The organism is Burkholderia sp. 10_S31 (assembly GCF_056930375.1).
In genome coordinates, this window is record NZ_JBXOWK010000001.1 from 1,530,735 (window position 1) to 1,556,344 (window position 25,610).

General features: G+C 61.9%; 23 protein-coding genes. 10 read left to right on the forward strand and 13 right to left on the reverse strand.

Going from position 1 to position 25,610, the window contains the following annotated elements:
* Nucleotides 1-863 precede the first annotated feature (863 nt).
* The 3 genes from AC1Z3W_RS06930 to AC1Z3W_RS06940 form a co-directional block, all read right to left on the reverse strand.
* Nucleotides 864-1,805, reverse strand: coding sequence for a LysR family transcriptional regulator (locus AC1Z3W_RS06930; RefSeq protein WP_124832312.1), 942 nt, complete (start codon nt 1,803-1,805; stop codon nt 864-866).
* A gap of 699 nt (nt 1,806-2,504) precedes the next feature.
* Complete coding sequence (locus AC1Z3W_RS06935) at nt 2,505-2,708, reverse strand: hypothetical protein (RefSeq protein WP_409364287.1); 204 nt, start codon at nt 2,706-2,708, stop codon at nt 2,505-2,507.
* The gene (locus AC1Z3W_RS06940) at nt 2,701-2,979 is read right to left on the reverse strand and encodes a hypothetical protein (RefSeq protein WP_409364286.1); all 279 of its coding nucleotides are present in this window, start codon (nt 2,977-2,979) and stop codon (nt 2,701-2,703) included. The genes AC1Z3W_RS06935 and AC1Z3W_RS06940 overlap by 8 nt, the downstream gene beginning before the upstream one ends.
* 111 nt (nt 2,980-3,090) lie before the next feature.
* Between AC1Z3W_RS06940 and AC1Z3W_RS06945 the strand changes: the two genes are divergently transcribed.
* Nucleotides 3,091-4,029: a LysR family transcriptional regulator gene (locus AC1Z3W_RS06945; protein ID WP_124832311.1), complete on the forward strand. Its 939-nt coding sequence runs from the start codon at nt 3,091-3,093 to the stop codon at nt 4,027-4,029.
* 105 nt (nt 4,030-4,134) lie between these two features.
* Here the strand turns inward: AC1Z3W_RS06945 and AC1Z3W_RS06950 are convergent, their stop codons facing one another.
* From AC1Z3W_RS06950 to AC1Z3W_RS06975, 6 genes are all read right to left on the reverse strand, one after another.
* A complete protein-coding gene (locus AC1Z3W_RS06950) occupies nt 4,135-4,407 on the reverse strand; it encodes a DUF4148 domain-containing protein (RefSeq protein WP_057929645.1) in 273 nt (90 codons plus the stop codon).
* Between the two features lie 288 nt (nt 4,408-4,695).
* The gene (locus AC1Z3W_RS06955) at nt 4,696-5,820 is read right to left on the reverse strand and encodes an alcohol dehydrogenase catalytic domain-containing protein (RefSeq protein ID WP_260428168.1); all 1,125 of its coding nucleotides are present in this window, start codon (nt 5,818-5,820) and stop codon (nt 4,696-4,698) included.
* A 146-nt stretch (nt 5,821-5,966) separates the two neighbouring features.
* The gene (locus AC1Z3W_RS06960) at nt 5,967-6,500 is read right to left on the reverse strand and encodes a carboxymuconolactone decarboxylase family protein (protein WP_124832310.1); all 534 of its coding nucleotides are present in this window, start codon (nt 6,498-6,500) and stop codon (nt 5,967-5,969) included.
* 17 nt (nt 6,501-6,517) lie between these two features.
* Nucleotides 6,518-7,525 carry a VOC family protein gene (locus AC1Z3W_RS06965; protein ID WP_124832367.1) on the reverse strand — a complete coding sequence of 336 codons (1,008 nt, stop codon included), beginning with the start codon at nt 7,523-7,525 and terminating at the stop codon, nt 6,518-6,520.
* 69 nt (nt 7,526-7,594) lie between these two features.
* Entirely contained in the window at nt 7,595-8,893 is a 1,299-nt protein-coding gene (eno, locus tag AC1Z3W_RS06970; RefSeq protein WP_124832309.1) for a phosphopyruvate hydratase, read from the reverse strand.
* Nucleotides 8,894-8,945: 52 nt separating this feature from the next.
* Nucleotides 8,946-9,647 (reverse strand): cupin domain-containing protein, encoded by a 702-nt coding sequence (locus tag AC1Z3W_RS06975; protein WP_483507344.1) that lies wholly within the window; start codon nt 9,645-9,647, stop codon nt 8,946-8,948.
* A gap of 142 nt (nt 9,648-9,789) precedes the next feature.
* Here AC1Z3W_RS06975 and AC1Z3W_RS06980 point away from each other — a divergent pair, with 142 nt between their 5' ends.
* Nucleotides 9,790-10,593 carry a fumarylacetoacetate hydrolase family protein gene (locus tag AC1Z3W_RS06980; RefSeq protein WP_483507345.1) on the forward strand — a complete coding sequence of 268 codons (804 nt, stop codon included), beginning with the start codon at nt 9,790-9,792 and terminating at the stop codon, nt 10,591-10,593.
* 460 nt (nt 10,594-11,053) lie between these two features.
* Here AC1Z3W_RS06980 and AC1Z3W_RS06985 read toward each other — a convergent pair whose 3' ends face one another.
* Together AC1Z3W_RS06985 and AC1Z3W_RS06990 are read right to left on the reverse strand one after the other, a co-directional pair.
* Nucleotides 11,054-12,115: a phosphotransferase family protein gene (locus tag AC1Z3W_RS06985; RefSeq protein ID WP_260428165.1), complete on the reverse strand. Its 1,062-nt coding sequence runs from the start codon at nt 12,113-12,115 to the stop codon at nt 11,054-11,056.
* Nucleotides 12,112-13,074: a C-terminal binding protein gene (locus AC1Z3W_RS06990; RefSeq protein ID WP_124832307.1), complete on the reverse strand. Its 963-nt coding sequence runs from the start codon at nt 13,072-13,074 to the stop codon at nt 12,112-12,114. The genes AC1Z3W_RS06985 and AC1Z3W_RS06990 overlap by 4 nt, the downstream gene beginning before the upstream one ends.
* Before the next feature lie 432 nt (nt 13,075-13,506).
* Here AC1Z3W_RS06990 and AC1Z3W_RS06995 point away from each other — a divergent pair, with 432 nt between their 5' ends.
* On the forward strand, nt 13,507-14,664 hold the full coding sequence (locus tag AC1Z3W_RS06995) for a porin (protein WP_124832364.1): 1,158 nt from the start codon (nt 13,507-13,509) through the stop codon (nt 14,662-14,664).
* A 53-nt stretch (nt 14,665-14,717) separates the two neighbouring features.
* On the opposite strand, the gene AC1Z3W_RS07000 is transcribed toward AC1Z3W_RS06995, so the two are convergent.
* Nucleotides 14,718-15,635, reverse strand: coding sequence for a LysR family transcriptional regulator (locus AC1Z3W_RS07000; RefSeq protein WP_057929636.1), 918 nt, complete (start codon nt 15,633-15,635; stop codon nt 14,718-14,720).
* Between the two features lie 129 nt (nt 15,636-15,764).
* Between AC1Z3W_RS07000 and AC1Z3W_RS07005 the strand changes: the two genes are divergently transcribed.
* From AC1Z3W_RS07005 to AC1Z3W_RS07030, 6 genes are all read left to right on the forward strand, one after another.
* Nucleotides 15,765-16,952: an acyl-CoA dehydrogenase gene (locus AC1Z3W_RS07005; RefSeq protein WP_483507346.1), complete on the forward strand. Its 1,188-nt coding sequence runs from the start codon at nt 15,765-15,767 to the stop codon at nt 16,950-16,952.
* Between the two features lie 6 nt (nt 16,953-16,958).
* Complete coding sequence (locus AC1Z3W_RS07010) at nt 16,959-18,185, forward strand: CaiB/BaiF CoA transferase family protein (protein WP_124832305.1); 1,227 nt, start codon at nt 16,959-16,961, stop codon at nt 18,183-18,185.
* Nucleotides 18,186-18,220: 35 nt separating this feature from the next.
* Nucleotides 18,221-18,970, forward strand: coding sequence for an electron transfer flavoprotein subunit beta/FixA family protein (locus AC1Z3W_RS07015; RefSeq protein WP_124832304.1), 750 nt, complete (start codon nt 18,221-18,223; stop codon nt 18,968-18,970).
* A 61-nt stretch (nt 18,971-19,031) separates the two neighbouring features.
* Entirely contained in the window at nt 19,032-19,961 is a 930-nt protein-coding gene (locus tag AC1Z3W_RS07020) for an electron transfer flavoprotein subunit alpha/FixB family protein (protein WP_124832363.1), read from the forward strand.
* Between the two features lie 4 nt (nt 19,962-19,965).
* A complete protein-coding gene (locus AC1Z3W_RS07025) occupies nt 19,966-21,639 on the forward strand; it encodes an electron transfer flavoprotein-ubiquinone oxidoreductase (RefSeq protein WP_124832303.1) in 1,674 nt (557 codons plus the stop codon).
* Between the two features lie 7 nt (nt 21,640-21,646).
* Nucleotides 21,647-22,495 carry a 3-hydroxybutyryl-CoA dehydrogenase gene (locus AC1Z3W_RS07030; RefSeq protein ID WP_124832302.1) on the forward strand — a complete coding sequence of 283 codons (849 nt, stop codon included), beginning with the start codon at nt 21,647-21,649 and terminating at the stop codon, nt 22,493-22,495.
* A gap of 37 nt (nt 22,496-22,532) precedes the next feature.
* On the opposite strand, the gene AC1Z3W_RS07035 is transcribed toward AC1Z3W_RS07030, so the two are convergent.
* A complete protein-coding gene (locus AC1Z3W_RS07035) occupies nt 22,533-23,585 on the reverse strand; it encodes a LacI family DNA-binding transcriptional regulator (protein WP_124832362.1) in 1,053 nt (350 codons plus the stop codon).
* A gap of 691 nt (nt 23,586-24,276) precedes the next feature.
* Between AC1Z3W_RS07035 and AC1Z3W_RS07040 the strand changes: the two genes are divergently transcribed.
* Nucleotides 24,277-25,587, forward strand: a complete 1,311-nt coding sequence (locus AC1Z3W_RS07040) for an MFS transporter (protein ID WP_409364285.1) — start codon at nt 24,277-24,279, stop codon at nt 25,585-25,587.
* The last annotated feature ends 23 nt before the right edge of the window (nt 25,588-25,610 follow it).

The following is a 25,610-nucleotide window of genomic DNA, read 5'->3' on the forward strand; positions in this document are numbered from 1 at the left end:
GATCGTTAGCGATGACTGGGCGCGGTGTTCCTCTTCTGACAACACGTAGTCTTGGTGATCTGCGTCGCTCCAGCATCGCGATCGGCCAGCTCACGCACCAAGTCGGAAGCGCGCCACCGGACTCGTCGTCAAAGTGAAGCCAAACCGAGTCACCAGATTCTGTCAATCTCTCATAGAACGCAGTGAGTGTCCCACCCCGTGTGCAATACAGCAGTGACCAGATCCTCTAATACGACTGGCACCATCGGATCATGGAAAGAATCGGTTTGATCCCGATTCCTCCTGCGATGGAACGGTAATGTCTCGCATCCCCGACAAGCGGAATTTTGTTGCGCGGCGAACTCGCACGCAAGTTGGACCTGACGCGCACATGCTCATTCATCGAAAGAGACCCGCCTCGGCTGTTCGCCGCATGTCCACTCTTTACGGTGCAACGTCCGGACACGGAACTCGTACTCTGCTGCTCTGCTTGCGGAATACTCGCCTTCTAAGCGGACAGCGGTGTACGGCGCGGTTGACTGCACGCGCCCGACGGGGGCGACGGCGGACTTCCTGGGGCGTGACAACCAGACTGGCGTTGCGGTGGGACTTCGCAATGTCTTTTGACTGCCGGAATATCTTAGTGGTCTTGACTCGCGGTGAACGTTATTCTTAGTCGGAGAGGAGCGCAGCTTGGGCGCTGCGCCCTTTAGATTTCCGGCAATTTGAGCTAAGGAGTTGAGCGCGGTTCCAACGATCGCCGCTACGCGCGATAGCAGCACTCCGTAGATGTGAGATCAAGATCGCTCATCAAATCGGGCAGAACCGACGCGCAGGCCGGCTCGTGATCAACAGATACGCAGATGCTGGTCCGACTAGGTACATCAAGTGTTCCTGTTGGTGGCTCGTTTGCGCGGCGGCTTTGTCGTGTCGTCATGACACGTCTCAAACATCAGCTCGCGCAGCCACTTTTGTGCGGGGTCGCGGTGGCTACGTTCATGCCAAACAGCGAGTTTGGTAAATCCCGGAATTTCCAACGGCGGCTCTAGCAGCGTCAGCCCAGCTTCGCTAGCGACGAGGCGCTCGGGCGCGACTGCGACTAGATTGCTGGCGCGAAGGATGTTCGGCAGAACCAGGAAATTTTTTACCGATAGGCTGACGCGGCGCTGCCTGCCGCACTTGGCAAGCGCGTCATCGGTGACGCCGCTGAAACTCCCGCCGTAGTAGGACACAATCGCGTGGTCGAGCGCACAGAAGCGGTTGAGTGTCAGCCTGGATCGAGTTGCCGGGTGGTCGGTACGCATCACGCAGACGTATCGTTCCTCAAAAAGCCGGCGCGCGTGGAGATCGGGTGGCGTCATTTCCGGCGTGATCAAAGCAAGGTCTACCTCGCCACGTTCGAGTCGCGTCTGTAGGTCACCACCTTCAACCGGCACTAGCGCAACGCGGATACGTCGAGAACGCTCTTTTAGTGCTGAAAGGAAGGGGACCGCGATCGCGCTTTGCGCGTAATCAGTTGCCGCGATCGTCAGCGTAAATTCCGCAGTCTGTGGGTCGAAGTCTGGAGGGCTCAGCAAAGCTCCGACCTCGTTCATGACTTGCTTAAGAGCCTTTGATAGTCCCAATGCCCTTTGCGTGGGCGTGATGCCGCGCTGAGCCCGGACGAACAGTGGATCTCCAAAGGTGTCACGTAAGCGCGTCAACATCCCGCTCATTGCCGGCTGCGTGACCCCCATTCTGGCAGCAGCACGCGTCACGTTGCGCTCGTCCAACAAGGCGTCCAGCGCCTTGAGTAAATTGAGATCGAGATTCCTGATATCACGCATAGTTATCGGGAAAAAGTCGAATACTAACGTGGCTTTCCGGTACGCGTCTCGATCTTTGTCCGCATGTAAGTTTGAGGGACGCTAGCGCAGGCGCCAGTGATTGGGCCAGCCATGACAATTGTTTCGGCAATGCCATTGCATGGTCGAAAGCGGAAGGCACGGGCGCGGGCATATGTTTCACTTTACATAATTAACACTCTCGCCGGAGAGAGAGGCGTTGGGCCATTTGCGGCCGCGCGCTCCTACGTGTCTACATTGTTCAGTAAATCGTGGCGGCGTGTAGGGAGAGTTCTGAACGTAGCCGGGCCAACGGGAATAACTTTGGGGGCATCTTGTCGGAAATTTGCTCGGAGCCCCTTTGCCGACAACGCATTGCCGCCGATAATAGAGTGCCGCTGGAGCAAATGTGGGTAGGATCGTGGGTAGTGCGCACTCTGCGATCGTGGGAGTCTTACCTGGCGGGCCAGTACGAGCGGTGGTTGTAGTTGGCTGCCTGAGTTGACGACTACAAGGGCTTCCCCGTTAAACGCAAGCGCCCGACGTGGTTTTTATTGCTACTTGCTGCCTTGCCGACGTCGTGTGAGACGGTGAAGGACTGCGGTACTATAACCGGTCATGTTGGGCCAATAGCCCGGACCCTGATGAAAGACGCGCGCGAGGACATCAGGGCCAGACGGCCGGCATCGTAAGCGGGCGTATTCATGCTGCCACCTGCTTGCCCAGCAGCGCGTCATAGCAGCTTGCAGGCGGAATCTCGACATTGACCACCGGGCAGTCGACCTGGCGCGGCGTAAATTCCTCGCGCAACGCCTTGAGATCCGGCAACCCGCCGTCCACTAGCAATGCGTTGAGGCGTGCGGCCAGCACGGCTTCGACGCCATTGAGCGCGGCAAGCTCAAGCAAGACCGACCATCGTCCGGCACGCATCGCGCGGCGTTAACCGTGCCTCAAGCTGTTCCCACGTCCGGCGATAGGCCTCACGCGGAAACAGTTCGTCGCGAAACGCGAGTCCCTTGAAGGCCTGCGGCTTGCGCTTGCGGCCCTCGATGAAGCGCCGGTAATCAAGGCAAGGGCGCAGCGGTTGTCGTCGGCACGCGAGCCGCGCGGTGTGCTGGCCGCGCGCGGTCGCCATCCCGAGCTTCGACATGGTTTGGCAAGTATTGACGGATCCCATGTCGATCGATATGCTAACGTTAGCATTCGGTCGTAATGGGCGAATTTTTCGAGTGTGACCGGTGACTAGCCACACGTTAATACATTATTCGGACCTGCAAGGCGGAAGCCTATGGATACGCTCCAATGCATGCGCATCTTCGCGCGAGTCGCAATCGAAGGTGGTTTTGCGTCTACCGCACGCAAGCTGAACTTGGCGACTCCGGTCATCTCCCGTGCCGTGTCACATCTCGAGAGTCACCTCGGCACGCGCCTCCTGAATAGAACGACGAGAAACGTGGTGCTCACGGAGGCGGGCGAGCGGTACTTGCGTCGCTGCCGGGCGATTCTTGCGAGCATCGACGAAGCGGAAACGGAGGCGGGCTCGGCGATGCAGCGTCCGTCCGGACGCTTGCGGGTGCATGCGCTTTCGAGCTTCGGACATCACCTCGTCGTCCCGGCGGTCTTGAAGTACCAGCAACAGTTCCCGCTGCTGAGCGTCGAGCTGACGCTGTCGAGCGCGGTGCCCAACGTGCTGGAGGAGGGCTACGATGCTTCGATCGTCCTTGCTCCGGAGCTGCCTGATTCCGGTCTGGTCAGCGTGCTGCTCGGCAGCATCTCCGGGATCATTTGCGCATCGCCGGATTATCTGGCGGCTCACGGCGAACCCGGGCAGCCGTGCGAGTTGAATGCGCATCAATGCCTGCAATTGACGACACCCGTTTTCCCGGTGGACAAATGGGTGTTTGCCGGCACGGGAACGCCGTATGCCGTCGACATCGGTGCTGCGCGCTTTGCTGTCAACGTTGTCGAGGCACTGGAGCCTGCGGTACGGAGCGGTCTAGGCATCGCGATCCTGCCGTGGGCCGTCGCCCTGCCTGGTTTGGCCTCGGGTGCGCTAGTGAGGGTGATGCGGGATTATGAAGTCCAGCCGGTCAACGTCTATGCACTCTATCCATCGCGGCAGTTTCTCGATGCGAAGATTCGCGCGTGGATCGAGTTCCTTCGCGAAGATCTGCCGACGCGGTTTGATGCAGACAAGCGCGCGCTGGCGAATCTGTACGACGCGTGATTCGCATGTACCGGCGGCGCGATGCGATCGCTCATTGTCGTTTGCAACTCGTGCATACGTGACCGCGACTATCGACCTGCGCATCCCGCCCGGCCTTGATTGACATCATCGCGTTCCCGATTCCGACGTGCCTTCGCGTTGGCCACCATAGCCCGGCGCCGAATGGTCTGTGCCGTGGCGTGCGAGCTGCGCCTCGGCGGCCCGCATGCCGACTGGATAGTCGGTGCCGCTGCCCGTCGGATTGTATCCCGCCTGTTCGAGGCGGGCGAGTTCAGCCTTGACTTGCGCGCGCGTGACGGGCCCATCCGTTTGGGCAAACGAAATGGCCGGTGCGCCGAGCGCGCCGATCATCACCACGATTCCGATCGTCGATTTCATATTGTTGGTCCTCAAGGCTTGTCATCCATGCCAGCCGCGGCGAGATTGCCGCAACGCATGAGAGCAGTGTAGAGAGACCGTCGATCGGGGTAAATACTTAGGAGGTGGAATTCACCGTTGTCTTTCGCGACTGCAATTCCCAGCGGGAGCAAAAGCAGGCCGCCGGTGCTTCATCGTGCTCGACAAGCCCAAATGAACGGGCCAGCGCGACGGCTGGCCCAAGGCGACACAACGAAAATCAGGAAGGACATGCGCCACTGCTACGGACGCACGCCGATCCAGTTGGAATCAAGGAATCACGACGTAATTGCTGAACCCTCCTTCACGATCCTTCAATCCGGAGATCGCTTCATTGACACGTGAAAGCGGGAAACGGCGATGCTCGAGGTATGACAGATCGATGGCCCCGGTCTGGACCATATCGGCCATTTCCTGACCTTGCGCGGTCGTGAACCAGTTCGAGCCAATCAGATGGACCTGCTCGTCCATCAGCCATTTCACGTCGATCGGCAGGTCCTCCGCGACGCCGCCGACGTTGACGATCTTCCCGCCCCGTCGCACGCCCTTCATCGAATCGATCATCGTGGCCGCAGGGGCCTTCGCGCCAAGCGCGCTGATCACGAAATCGGCCCCTTCTCCGCCAGTCAGCGACTTCGCCCAATCGCCGACTGACCCTTCCCCGAGACGCATGACTTCAATGCGCTCGGGCGCGAGCGCCTTGACGCGTTCAAGCAGGCGCTGATCGCGCCCGGTCCCAAGAATGCGTGTCAGTCCCATCGCAAGCCCGAGCACCGTCGCGGCGACACCGAGTGTGCCCGTCACGCCATCGATCAACGCAACCTGCCCGGGGCCGGCACCGGCATTTTTCAATGCACCATACGACGTGCCCAGATAGCCGAACCGCCCGGCCTGCTCGAAACTCAGGTTATCGGGAATGTTGACGATCGCATACTCGGGCGCGGTCATGTACTCGCTGAAACCGCCATAGGGGTAAAGGTCGAAGATGCGCTGTCCGTCCCGGCTCGTACTGAAGTAGCCGTTGAGCGTGTAATAGCGACACTCGCTGCGTCGGCCGGCGCGGCATGCCTTGCAGGAACCGCACGAGCGCAGCGGGCTCACGTAGACCCGATCGCCCGGCTTGACGTTGATGACAGCCTCGCCGACTTCCTCGACGATGCCGGCAGGATCGAGGCCGAAAATCGCGGGAAACTTCGGCAGTGGCTGATGTGGGAACCAGATGGGCCAGTTGTTGATCACGTTGGCCATGTTCGGCACGATGCCGCAAGCCTTGACCCGGACGAGCACGTCGGTCGGTCTCGGCTTGGGAACGGGAATGGTGTCGAGTGTCATCGGCGTGCCGAGAGCATGCAGCCGTGCGGCAACCATCGTTCTTTCCATAGTGTCCTCTTCCATGTGAATTTTTTCCGCGTGGCTTTCGTGTGCAATATGGCGCCGGCGGACGCGCGCGGCATCGTGCGGATGCAGTCTGAGCGTGTTGAGATCGCCCCGCGCGCATATACGTTCAACGTGTTATCGACCTGTCAAGCAGTCGGGCAAAATCAGCGGTAGCTCTCCTCCAGTTCGATCGCAAGGGCGCCCATGATGCGCACGCCCGAGTTGTACCAGGCAATGTTCAGCGCCAGTTCGACCAGCTGGCGCTCGTTCAGGAACGCAGCGACATTTCGCCAGACGGCGTCGCTTACGTTGACCTTCAACGTGCATTCCTTTGCCACGGCCATCACCGCGCGTTCCTCGTCATCGAAAAGCGGTGACGCTTCGAAATCGGGAATGGCCTCGAGCTGCGCCTCGCTGATACCGGCTTTCAGCCCATGCGATTGATGATGGGCAATCTCGTACTCCGATCCCGCGCAGTGTCCGACGGTCAGGATCGCGAGTTCGCGCAACTTGGGGCTGATCGACGATGCGCGGATCGCGTTTGCATACGAGAGAAATTCCTGCAGAATCGCCGGAGCGTTCGCAAGCGCCCGGAAAATGTTCGCGGTGGGGACTTTGCGTTCACGTTCGAGCCTGTCGAAGAGCGTGTCGTCGATGCCCGCGAGATCGGAGCGCTGGAGGTATTTGACGCGTGCCATGGGTACGTGATCCTTGTTCAATGTTGGGCCGCAAGCGCTTTTTGCACATAACGCTCGAGTGTCTCGGGGTTAGGCTTGTTGCGTGTCTCGACGAGTGCCGCGCCCTCGAATTTCGATGCCTCAAAGTACCAGCGGTGCGACGCCGGCATGCCCCAGCGCACGCTCGTATTGAGCGAGCCCGCGTCCCACCGGACGGGTTCGATCTCGATATCGATCGTCTGATAGTGGCCGTCGCACAATTCGACGCGATGGCCGTCGGGGTCACGCAGGTAGACGAAAAGCATGCCGCCCGGGCCATGGCGGCCGGGGCCGCGCTCTACTTCATGCGCATAGCCGTAGATCCCCGCAAGGTCGCACGCGGTGAAGATGTCGTGCGACTCGGGAACGATGTATGCGAAATGATGCATGCAGGGGCCGTCGTTTTCGACGATGGCGAGATCGAGGCAGGTGCCTTTGCGGTACATGAAGGCGCCAAGGAGGCGTTCGCCGTGCGCGAGGTATTCCGAATTGCGGAATCCCAGCCTGCTGTAGAACGCACACGACGCGTAGGTATCGGGCGAGAAGATCTGGAAATGATCCAGCCGCTGTGCATGAGCGCCCTTGAACTTGTCGCGCTCGAGATACAGGCGCGGCCGCGTCTGCATCTGGGCGCACAGCTCGATCTTCGTTCCGAACGGATCCGACACGTGCAACGTCCTTCCCTGGAACGGAGCGTCCACCCATTCGGACGGCAGGCCCTCGGCCTTGAAGAAAGCGTAGGCGTCGTCGAGGTCCTCCTCCAGGAACACGCGAAACCCGATCCGTTTGCATGTGGATGCCTCATTCGATTGCACGAGCACCAGGCTGTGGTGACACGCCTCGGACAGTCCGCGCAGATAGCAGATGCCGTCGCCTTCCTCGGTTACGACGAGACCGACGATGTCGACATAGAATGCGCGGCTTTTCGCCAGGTCGGCGACATTGAGTACGATATGACTGGCGCGCGTGATGTTGAACGGCGGCCGATGATTGACTTCAGGCAACATGATGACCTCCTGATGATGAATGTGCAGGCAAGCTGTCTGTCTGGTTCTAATGCGATTCAATTCAGTGTTTCAGTTCGGGCGATCGCGGATCGGGAGCGCGGACCAGCCGCTGAATTGTGCGTCGCGTCCCAGCGCTTCTTCGATGCGCAGCACCTCGTTCCACTTCGCCATCCGCTCCGAGCGGGAGAACGAGCCGACCTTGAGTTGTCCGGCGTCCCAGCCAACGCTCAGGTGCGCAATGGTGACGTCTTCGGTTTCTCCCGAGCGTGCCGAAACGATGGTCCCGAAGCCGGCCGATTGGCCTGCGATGAGCGCGGCATGGGTCTCGGTGACGGTGCCGGCCTGGTTCGGCTTGATCAGGACGGCGTTGACCGCGCGTTGCGATGCGGCCAGCGCGACGCGCGCCGCATTCGTCACGAGAAAGTCGTCGCCAATGACCTGGCAGCGGGTACCGTAGCGTTGGGTGAACTCGCAAAAGCCCGTGGCATCGTCTTCGGCAAGCGGATCCTCGATCGAGAGGATCGGATAGGTATCGAGCCATCGACCGAGCATGTTGATCATGCCGTCGGTATCGAGCTCGCGACCATCGAGCGCAAGCGTATATCGGCCATTGCTGCCGAAATCGGAAGCCGCGATATCGAGCGAGATGCCGACCTGGTCCCCGGCGCGCAGACCCGTTTTGTCGATGGCCGCCACAAGCATGTCGAGCGCCTCTTCATTGCTGTCGAAGGCCGGCCAGTAACCGCCTTCGTCGGCCACCCCCTGCAGTTTGCCAGCCTGCTTCATCAGTGAGCCGGCGGCAAGATAGACCTCGGCGGTCCATTCGAGCGCTTCGCCGAAGCTGCTTGCGGCAGGGCACATGACCATGAAGTCCTGCACGTCCACGCGGCGCGACGCATGCGCGCCGCCACCGAAAATCTGTATCTCGGGCAGTGGCGTGCGAACGGTTTGCCGATCTCCGGCCAGATAACGCCAGAGCGGCAGGCCACTTGCCGCCGCGGCGGCATGCAGGATCGCCATCGATGTCGCGACGATCGCGTTGCCGCCCAGTCTGCTGCGGTTCGGCGTGCCGTCGAGATCGATCAGCCGCTGGTCGATTCGCGATTGCTCGCGGGCATCCATGCCACGCAGCGTCGACGCGATGTCGCCATTGATCTGGGCGATCGGCTGTGTGACGTCCAGGCCGCCGAATGCGCTGCCGCCGTCGCGCAGGTCGAGTGCCTCACCCGTGCCGGTGGACGCGCCGGCAGGTGCGATGGCGCGCCCGGTCGCGCCGCCTTTGAGCGTCACCTCGGCTTCCACGGTAGGCCGGCCGCGCGAGTCCCACACGCGGCGAGCACGCAGATGTTCGATTGTCGTATCGGTCATGAGAGTTCCGGTTGCTTCGTTCAAGTCTTGCCATGCCTGCAGGGCGCGGCGCTCAACGTCGGTCGCGCTGGTGCGCGCCGATCAGAATGAAAGCGAGCGTGGCGGGCCGATCGCTCTTGTTTCGCCACGCATGGCGGGTGCCGTTTTGCACGACGACGTCGTGCCTGCGCAGCAGCTCGGCGCCGCCGTTGTCGAGTTCGAGCCAGATTTCACCGTCGAGCACGATGCCGTAGTCGACAGTCGGCGTCGCATGCATGCCGTCGGCTTCGAACAGTTCGGCCAGCCCGGGACTGATGGCGAGGTTTTCCGCGACTGCCGCGCCGACATCGAACTCCGGCGAGAAATAGACGCTATCGGGCGGAAAGGTCACGACGAGGAAGCGCGTGCCGGACGGCTCGGGCACGATGCTCGCGACGGACGGGGTCGGATCCGTGCCGTCGAACGGCACGGCGGGCGCCGGGGCCGTTGCCCATACCAGGCGCGAGATCATGCCGGGGATGTGCTGAAACGCATCGGTGCGCGGAGGCATCACGTCGAGCGCGACGATCGAGGCGCCGTGATCGTCGGTGCCCGTGACGACCCGGCGGATAGCCTGTGGTACACCGTCAGAGAAAGTTTCGGGTTCCACGGTCGTTCTCCGTTGAAAGGTGAGGGTGTGTGCCTGAGACGCCTTTTCGCGAGCCTCTTCGCACGCTTCGTTGGGCCGAGTCAGGCGACATTCTTTTGGTGCTAACGTTAGCAAAAATTTTGGCAAAACCCGATTGTGCTTGTCAAGCGTGGATTACGCGTAAATTCGGATATTGACCGTTGTCTTCGATCGCTCAAGCACGTGCTTGACGGCTTAGCATGGCATTGCTAACGTTAGCAATTATGACGCCAAAAAAGGAGTGCCAACCGTGTCATCCGAACGTATCGTCAGATATTTGCTCGATGGAAGCATCTACTACGGGGTGGTGGAAGACGGCAGAACCATCGCACGCCTCGCGAACACGCCGTTCGCCGGCCTGCGCCGCAGCGGCGAAACCGATCGGCTCGACGCCGTTCGAATCCTGACGCCCGTGCCCGAACCCCGTGTGTTCGGTCTCGGCTACAACTACAGGGCGCATTCGAACGAGGTCGGCAAACCGGTCCCCGATCTGCCGGTGCTTTTCATGAAGCCCAGCACATCCGTGATCGGCCCCGGGGAATCGATCGTCTATCCCGCGGATGGGGAGAACGTCCATTTCGAAGGTGAACTGGTCGTCGTGATCGGTTCGCGCGCGCGGCATGTGTCCAAGGCGGACGCGCTCGACCATGTGCTTGGCTACACGTGTGGCAACGACATCAGCGACAGGGTCTTGCAGCGCCGCGAAAGCGCGTTCGGCTGTCTGCTCGCGGGCAAGGGCTACGATACTTTTGCGCCGATCGGACCGGTCATCGTCACGGATATCGATCCGTCGAATCTGCAGGTCATTACACGCGTGAACGGCGAAGTCAGGCAAAACGGGAACACGGCGGATCTGTTGTTTCCCGTGCCTTATCTCATCGCCTATTTGAGCCGGTACATGACGTTGCTTCCGGGTGACCTGATCATGACGGGCACGCCCGCCGGCGTGGGGCCGCTCAAGGTCGGCGACGCAGTCGAAGTCGAAATTCCCGGAATCGGCATATTGCGCAACGACGTGATTGCCGAGGATCGTCCCGGCGCACCACGCCAGTGAATCGCGCGTCGCGCGCGACGTCCACGCAGGACCGCGCGGGCGTTGCGACGCGTGGGCCCAGGTGTTCATACGAAACAGATGAGTGAACCGTTCTCGAGGTGCGTGCCAGCTTGCGATCGGTGACAGGCGGAATCGACTGGGTATTCGAGAGCCGGAATGATCCGCCCAGCTGCGCGAGCGCGCCAGCCTGGGCGTGCATCCTACAAAACGCCGCTTCGGTGCGTTCGACAATGCGCCGGTGGCCATGTGTCGATTGCGCGTCCGCGTCATCGGCTCGTCCACGTATTTCCGCTGAAATCGTGGTTGACGCACGCAGGGACTTGCGCCGTACGGGTCTCCATTGGATATGCAGATGGCCGAATCGCCGAGCACGCGCTCGACGATGGACTGTTGTCGCGGCCCGCATCGCGGCGCGGACCGGCAGATCAATGCGATTACCGGATGACTTGCGCTGTAGCGCTCACGATTCGAGTCCGATTCCTCGCGCCCATGCAGCGGATATGAGGCTAAGGTAATCGACAGGACGATCGAGCAGGCCCGTCGCGACCGCGCGCACCCCATTTCGCGCTTGCTCGTCGGTCAGGTATTCCACCGGCGATTTGCCGTCGACTCGAGCGAGCAGCAGCGCCGGCAATAGTTCGGCCGTGCGCGCCTCGAGCGATGATCGCAACTCCCAGTCGGCCTCGTCGAAGTACGCCTCGGTCAATGCCTTGAAGCACGCGATGAGGCTTACCGCCTTGTCTGGCCGCGCGATGCATTTGAGCAGAAGATGGTTCAGGCAGAAGGCCAGATCGAACGCCGGATCGCCGAACCACGCGCATTCCGCGTCGAGTAGCACGGGCCCCCTGGGGCCGACGAGAATGTTCTTGGGGCTCACGTCGCCGTGCACGAGCGCGGCCTTGACGCTGGCGGTTCGTCGCGCGAGGTGCTGCAGACGTTCGGCGTGTCGAGGATGACGCTTTGCAGTGGCGAGCAGGTAAGGGTCCAGCCGCAACGCGTGAAAATTGTCGCCCGAATCGAACAGACCGGAAAGGTGGCTGCCGTCGGCGGCGCTTTTCGCATGCAGGCGGCCGAGAAGGCGGCCGACTGCACCGGCCGTTTCCGGGACGACTTCGCCGCTCATCAACTGCTGCTTCCAGACAGGGTGCTCGTCCGGTGCGAGGAATGACATTGCAAACACACCCAGTTCGGCATCGTGTGCGAGAGGCCGGGGAACATTGTCCGGGCAATGTTGCGACGCGAACTGCATCCATTCCCATTCGAACGCGTTGCGCGACACGGGAGCTTGCCAGTCGGCAGTCACCTTCAGTTTCGCCAGCGCGCGTTTCACGCAAAGCGATCGTCCCGGCAGATCGACCCGCCATATATCAGACGAAACGCCTCCTGTCAGTGCGGACCACCGAGCAGTTTCGTTCGGCTGCGCGAGCGCGTGATCGACGAGGAAGCGGTCGAGCCGCGGGTCGGGACTCTCTTGCGGATCGGGCATGAGCGGCGTGGCCATTTCGGGAGGATTGGAATTCATGGTTGGCGGATATTGCACGGATGCCGGGGCGGTTCGCCACGCAACACACGAACCACTTCTTCGGCGGCACGCCGGCGAAGTTCAAGCAGTGATGCATCCGATGAGAATGCGACGTGGGGCGTGAGCATGACGCTTCGCTGCGCGAGCAAGGTGGCCGGAACGGCTGGCTCCGATTCGAGCACGTCGAGCGCCGCCGCTCCAAGGTGGCCACACTGCAGTGCGTCGACGACGGCATCGGTATCGACGATCGGGCCGCGGCTCACGTTGACGAGCAGGCTTCCCGGTCGCATCAGCGCAATACGCTCGCGGTTGATCAGATGCCGCGTGCCGTCGGTAAGTGGCGCATGCACGATCACGATATCGCTTTGCGCGAGCAATCGCTCGAGCGTGGCGGGCTCTACGCCTTGCGCGCCGTCCTGCAAATGTGGGTCGCAAACGAGCAGCTTGCAGCCGAACACGCCGAGCTTGCGCGCCGTCGCACGCCCGATGCGACCAAAGCCGATGAGGCCGCAAGTGAGCGACGCGAGGCGGCGCAGCCTGGCATCGGCCGGGATCCAGCACCCGGCTCGTACTTCGCGATCGAACTGCACGAGGCCGCGCGTCCAGGCGAGCGCGAAGCCGACCGCGTGATCGGAGACTTCCTCCACGCAGTAATCGGGCACGTTGGTCACGACGACGCCCTGTGCCGTCGCCACGCCAACTGCAATGTTGTCCAGCCCAACGCCTAGCCTCGCGACGATCTTCAGCGCCGGTGCGGCCTTGATCGCTGCCGCGGACACGGGCGCCCAGCAAGTGAGGATGCCGTGCGGACGATGCTCGCGCACGAGCGCTTCGATTTCGGCCGTGGGCAATGGCGTTGCCGGGCCGCTGATCAGCCGCATGCCAGCTGATTCCACGATTTCCCGCTCGACGTCGTCGTCGGGCCAGGCATAGTCGGTGAGAAAGACCGTGTCGTTCATGTGTGCGTCGACCTCGAATGCGATGGTGTGACCGGCGTCGGCCGGATGTGGCCGTTCCGCCCCGTGTTGCGCGTTCGGCGAGCTCGGGTGAGGCGGCGGGCCGGTTGGTTAGCCTCAACGTCAATTGTGCAACGTTGCACGAACGTTAGCATAACGATTTCGCGATCTCAAGTAGGGTGGATTCCCGGGGTTGAGATGCATATAGCACTTGCCTGTAAGGAAAATCCCAGAAACTCGGATTGCCGAAAACCCCAATTGGGTTCATCAGATTCTGTTTCTAGACTGCCATCAGTGCTAACGATAGCACTTTGGTGCGTGGTGCGGTTGGGCAGCGATGCGATCGAGAACTCCGGTCGGAATGCATCGGCATGTCAGAACATCCAGCCACGCCACGACAACGTGAAGACGTCAAGAGAGATTGGAGACACTGGGATGAACAAGTATCTCGCCCTTGCGATCGGTGGCTGCCTAAGCACGGCCGCTCACGCGCAGAGTTCGGTCACGCTGTACGGGCTGATCGACAACGGCGTTTCGTATGTGAACAACCAGCGCGGGCACAGCAACGTGTTCGCGTCGTCGGGCAATATCGTCGGCAATCGATGGGGCGTGCTCGGCACCGAGGATCTTGGCGGCGGGCTCCAGGCCGTATTTCGGCTGGAGAACGGCTTCACGGGGACGAACGGCACGTTTCAGCAGGGTGGGCGCATGTTCGGCCGGCAGGCCTACGTCGGGCTTTCGAGCCCGCCATACGGGACCGTGACGCTCGGACGGCAATACGATTCCGTTGTCGACTATCTCGCGCCGCGCAGTCTTGCGCAAAGTTTCGTCGGCGGCCTCGAGTTCGTTCATCCGATGGATAACGACAACTTCGGCGATTTCTTTCGGCTCGACAATGCGGTCAAGTACAGCAGCATCGATTACAAAGGGCTGAAGTTCGGCGCCCTCTACGCGTTCTCCAACACGGCGGGTGGATTTACCGACAACCGGGCATTCAGTGTCGGCGCCACCTACAGCATCGACCCGCTGACGATCAGTGCCGCGTTCATGCAGATCGACCATCCTGGCGACGGCGCGGCCGGTGCGCTCGACGGTTCGTCTAGCTCGGGCGACGCCACGTTTCATGCCGTGCGTCAGCGAGTATGGGGAGTAGGCGCGAGCTACGTATGGGGCGCGGCCACGCTCGGCCTGGTGTGGAGTGAATCACGTCTCGCCGGCGCCACCGCCGTGAACCGAGGAAGCTCGTTTGCGCCTGCTTCGACCGGCTCGCCGACTGACCTGCGCTTCGACAACTTCGAGGCAAACGTTCGATACCTGATCACGCCGGCGTGGCTCGTCGCGGCGTCGTATACGTTCACGCTCGGTTCGTACTCGAACGCGTCGGTCCGCGCCAGACCGAGGTGGAATCAGGTCAACATCATGACATCGTATTCGCTTTCCAAGCGTACGGATCTTTACTTGATGGCGGAGTACCAGACCGTCAGTGGCGTTGCCGGTACGGTCTTCAACGGTGCCTTCATCGGCGGCAGCGGAGGCCCGTCGACGACGAACCATCAATTCCTCACCAGCGCGGGATTGCGCGTCAAGTTCTGACGGACAGAGCGCCTGCGCTTGCGCCGCCACGCCGTTCCGGCGCGCGGCGCCGTTCAACCCTGAACGGGGCCCGCCGCTTGAGCGTATTGCCTCGCCTGCGTTTCGATCCAGTCGCGAAAGATCGAAAGCGCGCCATTGTCCGCCTTCTGCGCCGGACAGATGAGAAAGTACGACCGGCCACTCGGCAACTCGTGTTTCGACGCCTGAATCAGCGTGCCGCGGCGTAGCTCGTCCTCCACGAGAAGACGTGGAATCAACGCGATACCCATGCCATGGACGGCCGCCTCGGCGAGCATCGAGAATAATTCGAATCGCGGGCCCGCCATGTCGCCTTCGACGTGCATATCGCGTGACGCGAACCAGTCGCGCCATGCGTAGGGACGCGTACTTTGCTGCAGGAGCGGATAGCGCTTCCAGTCGCCCCGCGTGACGGTCGCGCGCGGCGCGATCAGTGCGGGGCTGCATACGGCAATCAGGCTCTCGTGCATCAGGAAAATTCCTTCCGTACCAGGCCATGCCGCGGGGCCGGCATGAATTGCCGCGTCGAATTGGGTCTCGTCGAACAGAAACGGCCGCGTGCGCGCCGTGAGATTCACGGTAACGTCCGGCTGTGCGCCGGCGAACAGCGGCAGGCGGGGCAGCAACCACTTCGTCGCGAACGTGGGGACCACGGCCAGTTCGAGCGTGGCCGCCTGCCCGCCTTTCGCCATGAGATCCAGCGTGTCGCGTTCGACCTCGTCGAGCCTCAATGCGACTTTCCGGCTGTAGTGCATGCCTGCTTCCGTCAATGCGACGCCACGTCGATCGCGACGGAAGAGTTTCACGCCGAGAAAATCCTCGAGTGCACCGATCTGGCGGCATACGGCGCCCTGCGTGACCGCCAGTTCGTCGGCGGCCTTGGTGAAGCTCTGATGTCGCGCCGCCGCCTCGAACGCGGAGAGTGCGACGGTCGACGGAATCTTTCTGCGCATGATCGGACTCGTTTGTCTTTGGCGATTGATGAGTGAGATTTTTGCACAAGTGGATGAGAACAAATCGTTTGTTATGCGGAAAACATGGGGATAAATTGCACCCATGCCTCCTGTTATCGCGAGAAACCAATGAGCTCAAATCACAATTCACCGGTATTTCAGTGGGACGATCCGTTGCCGCTCGATCGGCAACTGAGCGACGAAGAGCGCATGGTGCGCGAATCGGCCCGCGCATACAGCCAGGATAGGCTGGCACCGCGTGTACTCGACGCGTTTCGGCGCGAGCATACCGACGCGGCGATTTTCCGCGAGATGGGTGAACTCGGGCTGCTTGGCGTCACGATTCCCGAAGCATACGGCGGCGCGGGGCTCAATGCGGTGTCCTACGGACTCGTGGCGCGCGAAGTCGAGCGCGTCGATTCCGGCTATCGGTCGATGATGAGTGTGCAGTCGTCGCTGGTGATGGTGCCGATCCACGCGTTCGGCACGGAAGCGACCCGGCAACAATACCTGCCGAAGCTGGCGAGCGGCGAATGGATCGGCTGCTTTGGCCTCACGGAGCCCGACCATGGCTCGGATCCCGGTAGCATGGTGACGCGCGCGAAAAAGGTCGACGGCGGGTATCGCCTGACAGGCAGCAAGATGTGGATCACGAACAGTCCGATCGCCGACGTATTCGTCGTCTGGGCGAAAGACGACGAAGGCGCCATTCGCGGATTCGTGCTCGAGAAGGGCTGGAAAGGACTGTCGGCGCCGGCCATTCACGGCAAGGTCGGTCTGCGCGCGTCGATCACGGGCGAGATCGTGATGGACGACGTGTTTTGCCCCGACGAGAACGCCTTCCCGGACGTCCGCGGCCTGAAGGGGCCTTTCACCTGCCTGAACAGCGCGCGCTACGGCATCGCGTGGGGGGCGCTGGGCGCCGCGGAAGATTGCTGGCATCGCGCGCGTCAGTACGTGCTCGATCGTCGGCAGTTCGGCAAACCGCTGGCGGCCAATCAGTTGATCCAGAAGAAGCTGGCCGACATGCAGACCGAGATTGTGCTCGGCCTGCAAGGGTGTCTGCGCCTCGGTCGCATGAAGGACGAGGGGTCGGCCGCAGTCGAAATTACGTCGATCATGAAGCGCAATTCGTGCGGCAAGGCGCTCGACATCGCGAGAACGGCACGCGACATGCTCGGCGGTAACGGCATCAGCGACGAATTCGGCATCGCACGGCATCTCGTGAACCTCGAAGTCGTCAACACCTACGAAGGCACGCACGACATTCATGCGCTGATCCTCGGTCGTGCGATGACCGGCATTGCGGCGTTCTGATCGGATATGGCAGAGACGATTCGACAAGGCGCGCTCGACGGTGTGCGCGTTCTGGACCTCTCGCGTGTGCTGGCAGGTCCGTGGGCCGGCCAGTTGCTGGCGGATCTCGGCGCCGATGTCGTCAAGGTCGAGCGGCCGGGCATGGGCGACGACACGCGCGCATGGGGGCCGCCCTGGCTCGGTTCGGAAGATGGAGAGTCCGCCTACTATCTGAGCGCGAATCGCAACAAGCGCTCGGTCACGATCGACCTGACGAATCCCGAAGGGCAGCGTCTGGTGAAGGCGCTTGCGAGCAAGGCGGATATCGTGCTCGAGAACTTCAAGGTCGGCGGACTGAAGCAGTACGGTCTCGACTACGACAGTCTCGCGTCGGTGAACAGCAGGCTCATCTATTGCTCGATTACCGGCTTTGGCCAAACGGGGCCTTACGCCCAGCGTGCCGGCTACGACTTCCTGATCCAGGGCATGGGCGGGCTGATGAGCCTGACCGGCCGTGCCGACGGCACCGAAGGCGAAGGTCCGCTGAAGGTGGGTGTCGCATTGACCGATGTGATGACGGGACTCTATGCGAGCGTGGCTGTCCTTGCGGCATTCGCGCATCGCGAGCGCACGGGGCGGGGACAATACATCGATCTCGCGCTGCTCGACGTGCAGATCGCGTGTCTCGCCAACCAGGCCGCGAACTATCTAATCGGCGGCGTCCCGCCGCGACGCATGGGGAACGCGCACCCCAACATCGTCCCGTATCAGGATTTTCCGACGGCGGATGGCTACATGATCATCGCCGTGGGCAACGATGGGCAATTCCGCAGCCTGTGCGCCGCGCTCGCGCAGCCGGCCTGGGCCGATGATCCGCGGTTTTCGACCAACCCCGCGCGAGTCGAGCACCGGAACGAACTGATTGCGTCGATTCGAGCGCTCACGGTCGGCCGGTCCACGGCCGAATGGGTCGCCGTGATGGAAGCGCGCGGGGTACCGTGCGGGCCGATCAACCGCCTCGATGAAGTGTTCGCCGATCCGCACGTGAAGGCACGCGGCGTGCGTATAGAAATGTCGCATCCGATCGCGGAAGATGTGCCGCTCGTGGCCAATCCGATCCGGATGTCCGAAACGCCCGTTCAATACCGCCAGCCGCCGCCGACCCTCGGCGAGCACACGGGCAAGGTGCTACAGGATTGGCTCGACCTGAACGAGTCGCAGGTCGCGGATCTGCGTTCAGCGCGTGTCGTATGAGCAACGCGCATCGATAGACGGAAAAGGAAGCGAAGATGAAGGTATTGGTCCCGGTCAAGCGCGTCGTCGACCACAACGTGACGGTGCGCGTGAAGTCCGACGGCTCCGGCGTCGAAACCGACAACGTCAAGATGTCGATGAATCCGTTCGACGAGATCGCCGTGGAGGAAGCCGTGCGCCTCAAGGAGGCAGGCAAGGTCGCTGAAGTCATCGCGGTATCGTGCGGCTCCCGGTTGTGCCAGGAGACGTTGCGCACGGCGATGGCGCTCGGTGCGGATCGCGGCACGCTCGTCGAGACCGACGCCGAGCTGCAGCCGCTTGCGGTTGCGAAGCTTCTGAAGGCGCTGGTCGACCGCGAGCAGCCGCGGCTCGTCCTCCTCGGCAAGCAGGCGATCGACGGCGATTGCAATCAGACGGGCCAGATGCTTGCGGCGATGCTCGGATGGCCCCAGGCGACGTTCGCATCGAAGCTCCTGGTGAGCGGGGACACGGTCGAGGTCACGCGTGAGGTCGACGGCGGATCGCAGGTGCTGGCGCTCGACCTGCCGGCGGTCGTCACGGTGGACCTCCGTCTGAACGAGCCGCGTTACGTCACGTTGCCCAACATCATGAAGGCCAAGAAGAAACCGCTCGATACCGTCGGCCCGACAGAGCTCGGCGTGGACATTGCACCGCGCGTCCGCACGCTGAAGGTCGCGCCGCCGCCCGAGCGTCGTCCAGGCATTCGGGTGTCCGACGCGAAAGCACTTGTCGCGCATCTGCGGGACGAAGCAAGGATCATCTGACGCGGTCGCGTATCCGATTTACCGGTTGGCGATCCATATTCACTCCGCTACGAGACTCACTATGCCAGCGCTCGTCATTGCAGAACACGACAACGAAAGCATCAAAAGCAGCACACTCAACACGATCACGGCCGCCGTCGAATGTGCCGCCGAAGTCCACGTCCTCGTCGCGGGGCATGACTGCGCGGGCGCGGCGGATTGCGCCGCACGCATTGACGGTGTTTCGCACGTATACGTGGCAAACGCGCAGCACCTCGCCGAAGGTCTCGCTGAAAATATCGCCGAGCAGGCGCTCGCGCTGGCCGACGGCTATTCGCACATCCTTCTGCCGGCGACCGCGTATGGCAGGAACATCGCGCCGCGCGTGGCCGCGAAGCTCGATGTCGGGCAGGTCTCGGACATCGTGCGCGTCGTTTCGCACGATACGTTCGAGCGCCCGGTCTATGCTGGCAATGTGCTGGCCACCGTACAGTCCGTCGATCACGTGAAGGTGATCACCGTGCGCACGACTGCCTTCGACGCCGCCGGCGGCGCCGGCTCGGCGACGATCGAGTGCGTTGCGCCGGTCGACGATTTCGGTCTCACTCGCTTCGTGTCGCGGGAAGTTGTCCGATCGGATCGTCCGGAGCTGACAGGCGCACGGATCGTCGTCGCCGGCGGGCGCGGGCTGGGCTCGGCCGACAATTTCCGCATTCTCGAGCCCCTGGCGGACAAGCTCGACGCTGCACTCGGCGCGTCGCGTGCCGCTGTCGACGCGGGGTTCGCGCCCAACGATTGGCAGGTCGGTCAGACCGGCAAGATCGTCGCCCCGCAACTGTACGTCGCCGTCGGCATTTCCGGCGCCATTCAGCACCTGGCCGGCATGAAGGATTCGAAAGTGATCCTGGCAATCAACAAGGATGCCGAGGCGCCCATATTCTCGATCGCCGATTACGGGCTCGTCGGCGACCTGTTCGATCTCGTGCCGCAGCTTGCGGCGGAGTTGGGGTAACGCGATGGACCTCGTCAACGACAAGTCGGCTCATGCACGCGACATCATCGAATACGACGTCGTGATTGTCGGCGGCGGGCCGGCCGGACTGTCTGCCGCCATTCGTCTGCGCCAGCTCGCGCTCGCGCAACGACGCGAGTTGTCGGTGTGCGTGCTCGAGAAAGGTTCCGAGCTGGGCGCGCACATCGTCTCGGGCGCAGTGATGGACCCGATTGCGCTGACTGAACTCCTGCCGGACTGGAAGGATCAGGGTGCGCCGCTCGACACGCCCGTCAGCGAGGATCGCTTTTTGTTCCTGCGACGCAACGGCCGCGCAACGGAGATCCCGGACTGGCTGTTGCCGGCGTGCTTCCGCAATCACGGCAACTACATTGTCAGTCTCGCCAACGTCGTACGCTGGCTGGGCACGCAAGCCGAAGCGCTCGGGGTCGACGTGTTTGCCGGATTCGCGGCCGCGCAGGTCCTCTATGACGATGAGGGGCGCGTGCGGGGCGTCGCTACGGGCGACATGGGCGTAGCACGCGACGGACGACCAACCGCGAACTATCAGCCGGGGATGGCGCTGCATGCGAAATACACGTTGTTCTGCGAAGGCGCGCGCGGACATCTCGGCAGACAGTTGAGCGAGCGCTTCGGACTCCAGGCAGACAGGGATCCGCAGACCTACGGCATCGGCCTGAAGGAGCTATGGCAAGTCGACCCGGCGAAGCATCGGCCGGGGCTCGTCATTCATACGGCCGGCTGGCCGCTCGACGCCGGCACCTATGGAGGCTCGTTTCTCTATCACATGGGCAACGGCCACGTGTCGGTCGGATTCGTGGTCGGGCTCGACTACCGGAACCCATGGCTGTCTCCCTACGAGGAATTCCAGCGCCACAAGACGCATCCCGCGATCCGGCTCCATCTCGAAGGTGGCAAGCGAATTGCGTACGGCGCCCGTGCCATCGCCGCGGGAGGCCTGCAGTCGTTGCCAAAGCTCGTATTCCCGGGGGGCGCATTGGCAGGTTGCGACGCCGGCTTCCTGAACGCGAGCCGGATCAAAGGCAGCCACGCGGCGATCAAGAGCGGGATGCTGGCCGCCGAGGCCGCATTCGACGCGATATGCGCGTGCAGGCAGCGCGATGAACTCGAGCAATATCCGCGCGCATTCGAACGATCATGGCTGCATGCCGAGCTTCATCGCGCGCGCAATTTCAAGCAGTGGTTCAAGAAGGGAAGGGGCATCGGCACGTTGATGACCGGTATCGAGCAGAAGCTGCTCAGTGGCAATGTGCCGTGGACATTACGCAACAGACGGCCCGATCATGAGGCATTGAGGCCTGCGCTCCGGTGCCGTCCGATCGACTATCCGAAGCCGGACGGCGTGATGACGTTCGACAGGCTGTCGTCCGTATTCGTATCAAACACGAATCATGCGGAAGCGCAGCCTTGCCACCTCGTGCTGAAAGACGCGTCGGCGCCGGTCGACGTCAATCTTGCGCGTTTCGCGGGGCCCGAGCAGCGGTATTGCCCGGCTGGGGTGTACGAATTCGTGCGCGGTGACGACGACATTGATCGACTGCGGATCAATGCGCAGAACTGCGTCCATTGCAAGACGTGCGATATCAAGGACCCGACGCAAAACATCGTCTGGTCGGTGCCCGAGGGCGGCGGTGGTCCAAATTATCCGAACATGTGAAACGACTATGCAGATACGAACGATCGGGATCATCGGGGCCGGACAGATGGGCAGTGGTATCGCACAAGTGTGTGCAGCGGCTGGGTTCACCGTGTTGCTCAACGACGTGGACGAGCAGGCCGCGCACCGAGGTATTGCGGCGGTATCGGCTAATTGCGAAAAAGGCGTGGCCAAGGGAAGCTGGAGCAGGGCGGAGGCGGACGCCGCCATCGCACGAATCGGCGCGGCCGCGACATTGTCCGATCTGGGTGCGTGCGATTTCCTGATCGAGGCGGCTACCGAAAACGTCGACCTCAAGCGGGCGATTTTGCTGAGCGTCGACACCATCGCCAGACCGGACGCCATCATCGCGACCAACACGTCATCGGTTTCGATTACACGGCTTGCTGCGGCGCTGTCCGACCCAGGTAGGTTCGTCGGGATGCATTTCTTCAACCCGGTGCCGGTGATGACGCTCGTCGAAGTGATACGCGGATTCGCAACGAGCGACGCGACATTCGCGGCAACGGTCGCACTTGCCGAGCGTCTCGACAAGACGCCAATCGGCACCCGCAACGCGCCCGGTTTCGTAGTGAACCGTATCCTTGTGCCGATGATCAACGAAGCCGTATTCGTGTTGCAGGAAGGTACGGCAAGCGCGGATCAGATCGATGCAGGGATGAAACTCGGCGCCAACCACCCGATCGGCCCACTCGCATTGGCTGACCTCATTGGGCTCGACACGCTCCTTGCCATTATGGAAGTCTTCCAGCGGGACCTCGGTGATGCGAAATACCGGCCGGCACCGCTGCTTCGCGAGATGGTTGAGGCCGGCCACCTCGGCCGCAAGACGCGGCGCGGATTCTATCGCTATTGAAGGGCCCGGCCGGTGCTGTGTTTACGTTGGCGCACGCTCATACGGCCGCGTTGCGAAGCGTCGTGCCCGCTCGCTCCTGCGTGGCGGCCCCGACTGCGCGCGTGCTGCCGCGGACGATCATGGTTGCCGGCGAAATCGACGTATAAGGTGCTGTCTTGGAGACGCCCTGCTTGATCTGATGCACGAACCAGAGGCCGCATGCCGTTGCGAGGTCATAGACCGGAAGGCCGACCGTTGTCAGCCCGGGGCCCCACCAGCGAAAACCGATTTCATCGCCGAATCCGACGATCGAAATGTCGTCGGGAGCACGCACGCCTTGCGCAGTCAATTCTTCGAGGATGCCTTGCGTGATCTGAACCGAGCCCGCGACGATGCCGGTGGGCGGCTTGGCCTGTGTCAGCAGCGCGCGCGCGGCTTCGCGGCCGAAATCCACTGAACTGGGCACGCCAAGGTGCACGAACGACGGGCCGACTTTTGCGTCGCGCGGCAGCGCGTCGTGAAAACCCTGAAGGCGCGCCGCACCAGTGGGCAGCTCGTCGGTGCCGCCGATATACGCGATGCGCCGATGACCGAGCTGGACCAGATGGCGCGTCGCCTCGGAGATCGCCTGGGTGTCGTCGATGCCGAACCACTGGTTGCCGATCGCCGCATTCCGGCGAATCAACTGCACGTGCGGCACCGTGTCAAGCAGTCGGATCGCTTCGCGATGCGGTTTCGCCGTGGGCACGATGATGATGCCGGCGACGTTCGCGCTGATCAGTTCGCGAATGTGGTGCAGCTCGACCATGCGCTCGTCGTCGGTTTCGGAGAGCATGAGCTGGAAACCCGCTCCCTGGAGGCATTTCGACAGCGCGTGTGCAACCGTGGAATAGAACCCGTTGCGAATGTCCGGAAGCACGAAGCCAACGAGATTGCTCGACACACCGCGCATCATGCGTGCGGCCAGGTTTGCGACGTAACCCATTTCATCGGCGACTGCCGTGACCTTCTTCTTCGTCGCGTCGCTGATTCGTGGATCGTCGGCCAGCGCTCGTCCGACCGTCGATGGCGACACTTGAAGGCGAGCGGCGATGTCTTTGATCGTAACCATGAGAGCCCCGAGTGGATGCAGTTTTGTATAACGATAGCACACCGGATGACCCGCGCAGGCGGCACCAGGCGTGACTAATCGTCCATCAGTGTGGCCTGGTTGATTGCGCTAAATGCTAACGTAGGCATTCCCCTGATAGCAAGGAACTCTTTGACGGGTCACTATTGCGACTCTAATATTGCTAACGTTAGCACTGATCGTCGCAACGCACCGGATCCAGGTGAAAGTGGTGCCCAACGAATCTGCTCGATCGGGTTCGCGCATCATCGTCATCGCTTGCCGGAGGGAAGGGGGCAACATGTCGGCTCGAGAAAGATCGCTGAGGGAAGTCGTCCACAAGTGGTTTGGGCGCGCTGAATTCGGATCGCTGCACGTGAGCCGCGTGGCGAATGACCGCCTGCATCGACATCACTGTGTGCGAGTCGATTTGCCACGCCCTGGTTCCCCCATCACAGTGTTCTTCTTTCGACATCAAGACGGGGGTTGGGCTGTGTTCCCTCCGACGATTGCGTCATACACAGACGCCCGACGGCATTACGCCAACAGGGATTTCTCATTTTTTTGACGTTGAATGCTAACGATAGCAATTTGGCGCCGAGGTATGGCGCCCGATGCGATCCGGATCTTTACCAACCGAGACATGGCTCGAGCGTCCCTCACCGGCTCGCCTGGCCGAACTACATGAATATCCATGGAGGGACATCCCGTGACAGCTGTTCGACACGACACGCGGTACGAGTACAGCACATTGCTTCTGCTGGGTGCAGGGTTCGGTCTCGTCGGATTCGACCGATGGCTGATGGCGCCGCTCTTTCCGCATATGATGCGCGACCTCAACCTCAGCTACTCCGAGCTGGGAAGCCTGATTGGCGTGATAGGCGTGACCTGGGGGCTCTGGTCAGTTCTCATGGGGCCGCTCGCTGACCGAGTGGGCCGAAAGAAGATACTCGTTGCCACCATGGTGACGTTCTCCGCGCTCTCGTGTCTTTCCGGTTTCGCGACGGGGTTCATCAGCCTGCTGCTGCTGCGCGGCGCGATGGGTATTGCAGAGGGCACCTTTACTCCCGCCAGCATCGCTGCGAATAGCGAAGCATCTCATCCGTCGCGTCGCGGGTTGAATCTGGGTCTGCAAATCAGCATGGTCCCCCTGATGGGGCTTGGCTTCGCGCCCATCGTGGCAACGCAGCTTCTGCAGTGGGTCCCGAACTGGCATTGGGTGTTCGCGCTTTCGGCGATTCCTGGGTTCATTGTGGCCTTCAGCATCTGGCGCTGCATCCACGATCGGGCACCTACCATTGCTGAAGTGAGCGGGCACAAAAAGCCTCAACGCTGGCTGGACTTGTTCTCCAGTCGAAACGTTGCCGTGGCGACCGTCGCGATTCTCTGTGCCATGGGGGGCATCTTTGTCATTGGGGCGATGGTACCGACCTATCTTGTAGAGGTCATTCAGCTAGACGGCCGAAGCATGGGGTTCGTGGCGTCCGCAGTAGGCTTTGGTGGCTTCATTGGCTGCTTCACCCTGCCGGGTCTTTCGGACTACATCGGGCGTCGCCCCACTGCATTGGTCGGCTTCGTCTGTGCCGCCATTCTCCTATGTCTCTTCTCCCGCGTTGGAGCAAACCCGGTGCTGCTGTTCGTGCTGCTCTTCGGCGTGGCGCTGTTCGCGATGGGGCTTCTCAGCCTGTTCAGCGGTCCTGTTGCGACTGAGGCCGCGCCGTTGGGGCTCATTGCCTCGACGATCGGGTTCGTATCGGGCGTGGGTGAGACGTTTGGTGGTGGCGTTGCCCCTGTCATTGCCGGTTTCGTGGCTCAGAACTACGGTATCGCCAAGACACTGGATTTCGCACTCTACAGCTTGTTGCTCGGCGTCATTGTCAGCTGCTTCTTGGCGGAAACAGCACCGCGGCGCCGGAAGAGTGGTGCCGTGCTCGACGAACGGTCGGACCGGCTCGGCGCGCCCGCGGTTGGAGCAGGTGGGCCAATCAAGGCAGGCAACGACTGATTCCATGGTGGTTGATGCCGGTG

What these genes read in the sequence shown, in the direction of transcription:
- AC1Z3W_RS06930 (WP_124832312.1), bottom strand. Translation starts at nt 1,805, where the DNA reads ATGCGTGATATCAGGAATCTCGATCTCAATTTACTCAAGGCGCTGGAC.
- AC1Z3W_RS06940 (WP_409364286.1), bottom strand. Translation starts at nt 2,979, where the DNA reads ATGGGATCCGTCAATACTTGCCAAACCATGTCGAAGCTCGGGATGGCG.
- AC1Z3W_RS06945 (WP_124832311.1), top strand. Translation starts at nt 3,091, where the DNA reads ATGGATACGCTCCAATGCATGCGCATCTTCGCGCGAGTCGCAATCGAA.
- AC1Z3W_RS06950 (WP_057929645.1), bottom strand. Translation starts at nt 4,407, where the DNA reads ATGAAATCGACGATCGGAATCGTGGTGATGATCGGCGCGCTCGGCGCA.
- AC1Z3W_RS06955 (WP_260428168.1), bottom strand. Translation starts at nt 5,820, where the DNA reads ATGGAAGAGGACACTATGGAAAGAACGATGGTTGCCGCACGGCTGCAT.
- AC1Z3W_RS06960 (WP_124832310.1), bottom strand. Translation starts at nt 6,500, where the DNA reads ATGGCACGCGTCAAATACCTCCAGCGCTCCGATCTCGCGGGCATCGAC.
- AC1Z3W_RS06965 (WP_124832367.1), bottom strand. Translation starts at nt 7,525, where the DNA reads ATGTTGCCTGAAGTCAATCATCGGCCGCCGTTCAACATCACGCGCGCC.
- eno (WP_124832309.1), bottom strand. Translation starts at nt 8,893, where the DNA reads ATGACCGATACGACAATCGAACATCTGCGTGCTCGCCGCGTGTGGGAC.
- AC1Z3W_RS06985 (WP_260428165.1), bottom strand. Translation starts at nt 12,115, where the DNA reads ATGAATTCCAATCCTCCCGAAATGGCCACGCCGCTCATGCCCGATCCG.
- AC1Z3W_RS06990 (WP_124832307.1), bottom strand. Translation starts at nt 13,074, where the DNA reads ATGAACGACACGGTCTTTCTCACCGACTATGCCTGGCCCGACGACGAC.
- AC1Z3W_RS06995 (WP_124832364.1), top strand. Translation starts at nt 13,507, where the DNA reads ATGAACAAGTATCTCGCCCTTGCGATCGGTGGCTGCCTAAGCACGGCC.
- AC1Z3W_RS07000 (WP_057929636.1), bottom strand. Translation starts at nt 15,635, where the DNA reads ATGCGCAGAAAGATTCCGTCGACCGTCGCACTCTCCGCGTTCGAGGCG.
- AC1Z3W_RS07005 (WP_483507346.1), top strand. Translation starts at nt 15,765, where the DNA reads ATGAGCTCAAATCACAATTCACCGGTATTTCAGTGGGACGATCCGTTG.
- AC1Z3W_RS07010 (WP_124832305.1), top strand. Translation starts at nt 16,959, where the DNA reads ATGGCAGAGACGATTCGACAAGGCGCGCTCGACGGTGTGCGCGTTCTG.
- AC1Z3W_RS07015 (WP_124832304.1), top strand. Translation starts at nt 18,221, where the DNA reads ATGAAGGTATTGGTCCCGGTCAAGCGCGTCGTCGACCACAACGTGACG.
- AC1Z3W_RS07020 (WP_124832363.1), top strand. Translation starts at nt 19,032, where the DNA reads ATGCCAGCGCTCGTCATTGCAGAACACGACAACGAAAGCATCAAAAGC.
- AC1Z3W_RS07025 (WP_124832303.1), top strand. Translation starts at nt 19,966, where the DNA reads ATGGACCTCGTCAACGACAAGTCGGCTCATGCACGCGACATCATCGAA.
- AC1Z3W_RS07030 (WP_124832302.1), top strand. Translation starts at nt 21,647, where the DNA reads ATGCAGATACGAACGATCGGGATCATCGGGGCCGGACAGATGGGCAGT.
- AC1Z3W_RS07035 (WP_124832362.1), bottom strand. Translation starts at nt 23,585, where the DNA reads ATGGTTACGATCAAAGACATCGCCGCTCGCCTTCAAGTGTCGCCATCG.
- AC1Z3W_RS07040 (WP_409364285.1), top strand. Translation starts at nt 24,277, where the DNA reads ATGGAGGGACATCCCGTGACAGCTGTTCGACACGACACGCGGTACGAG.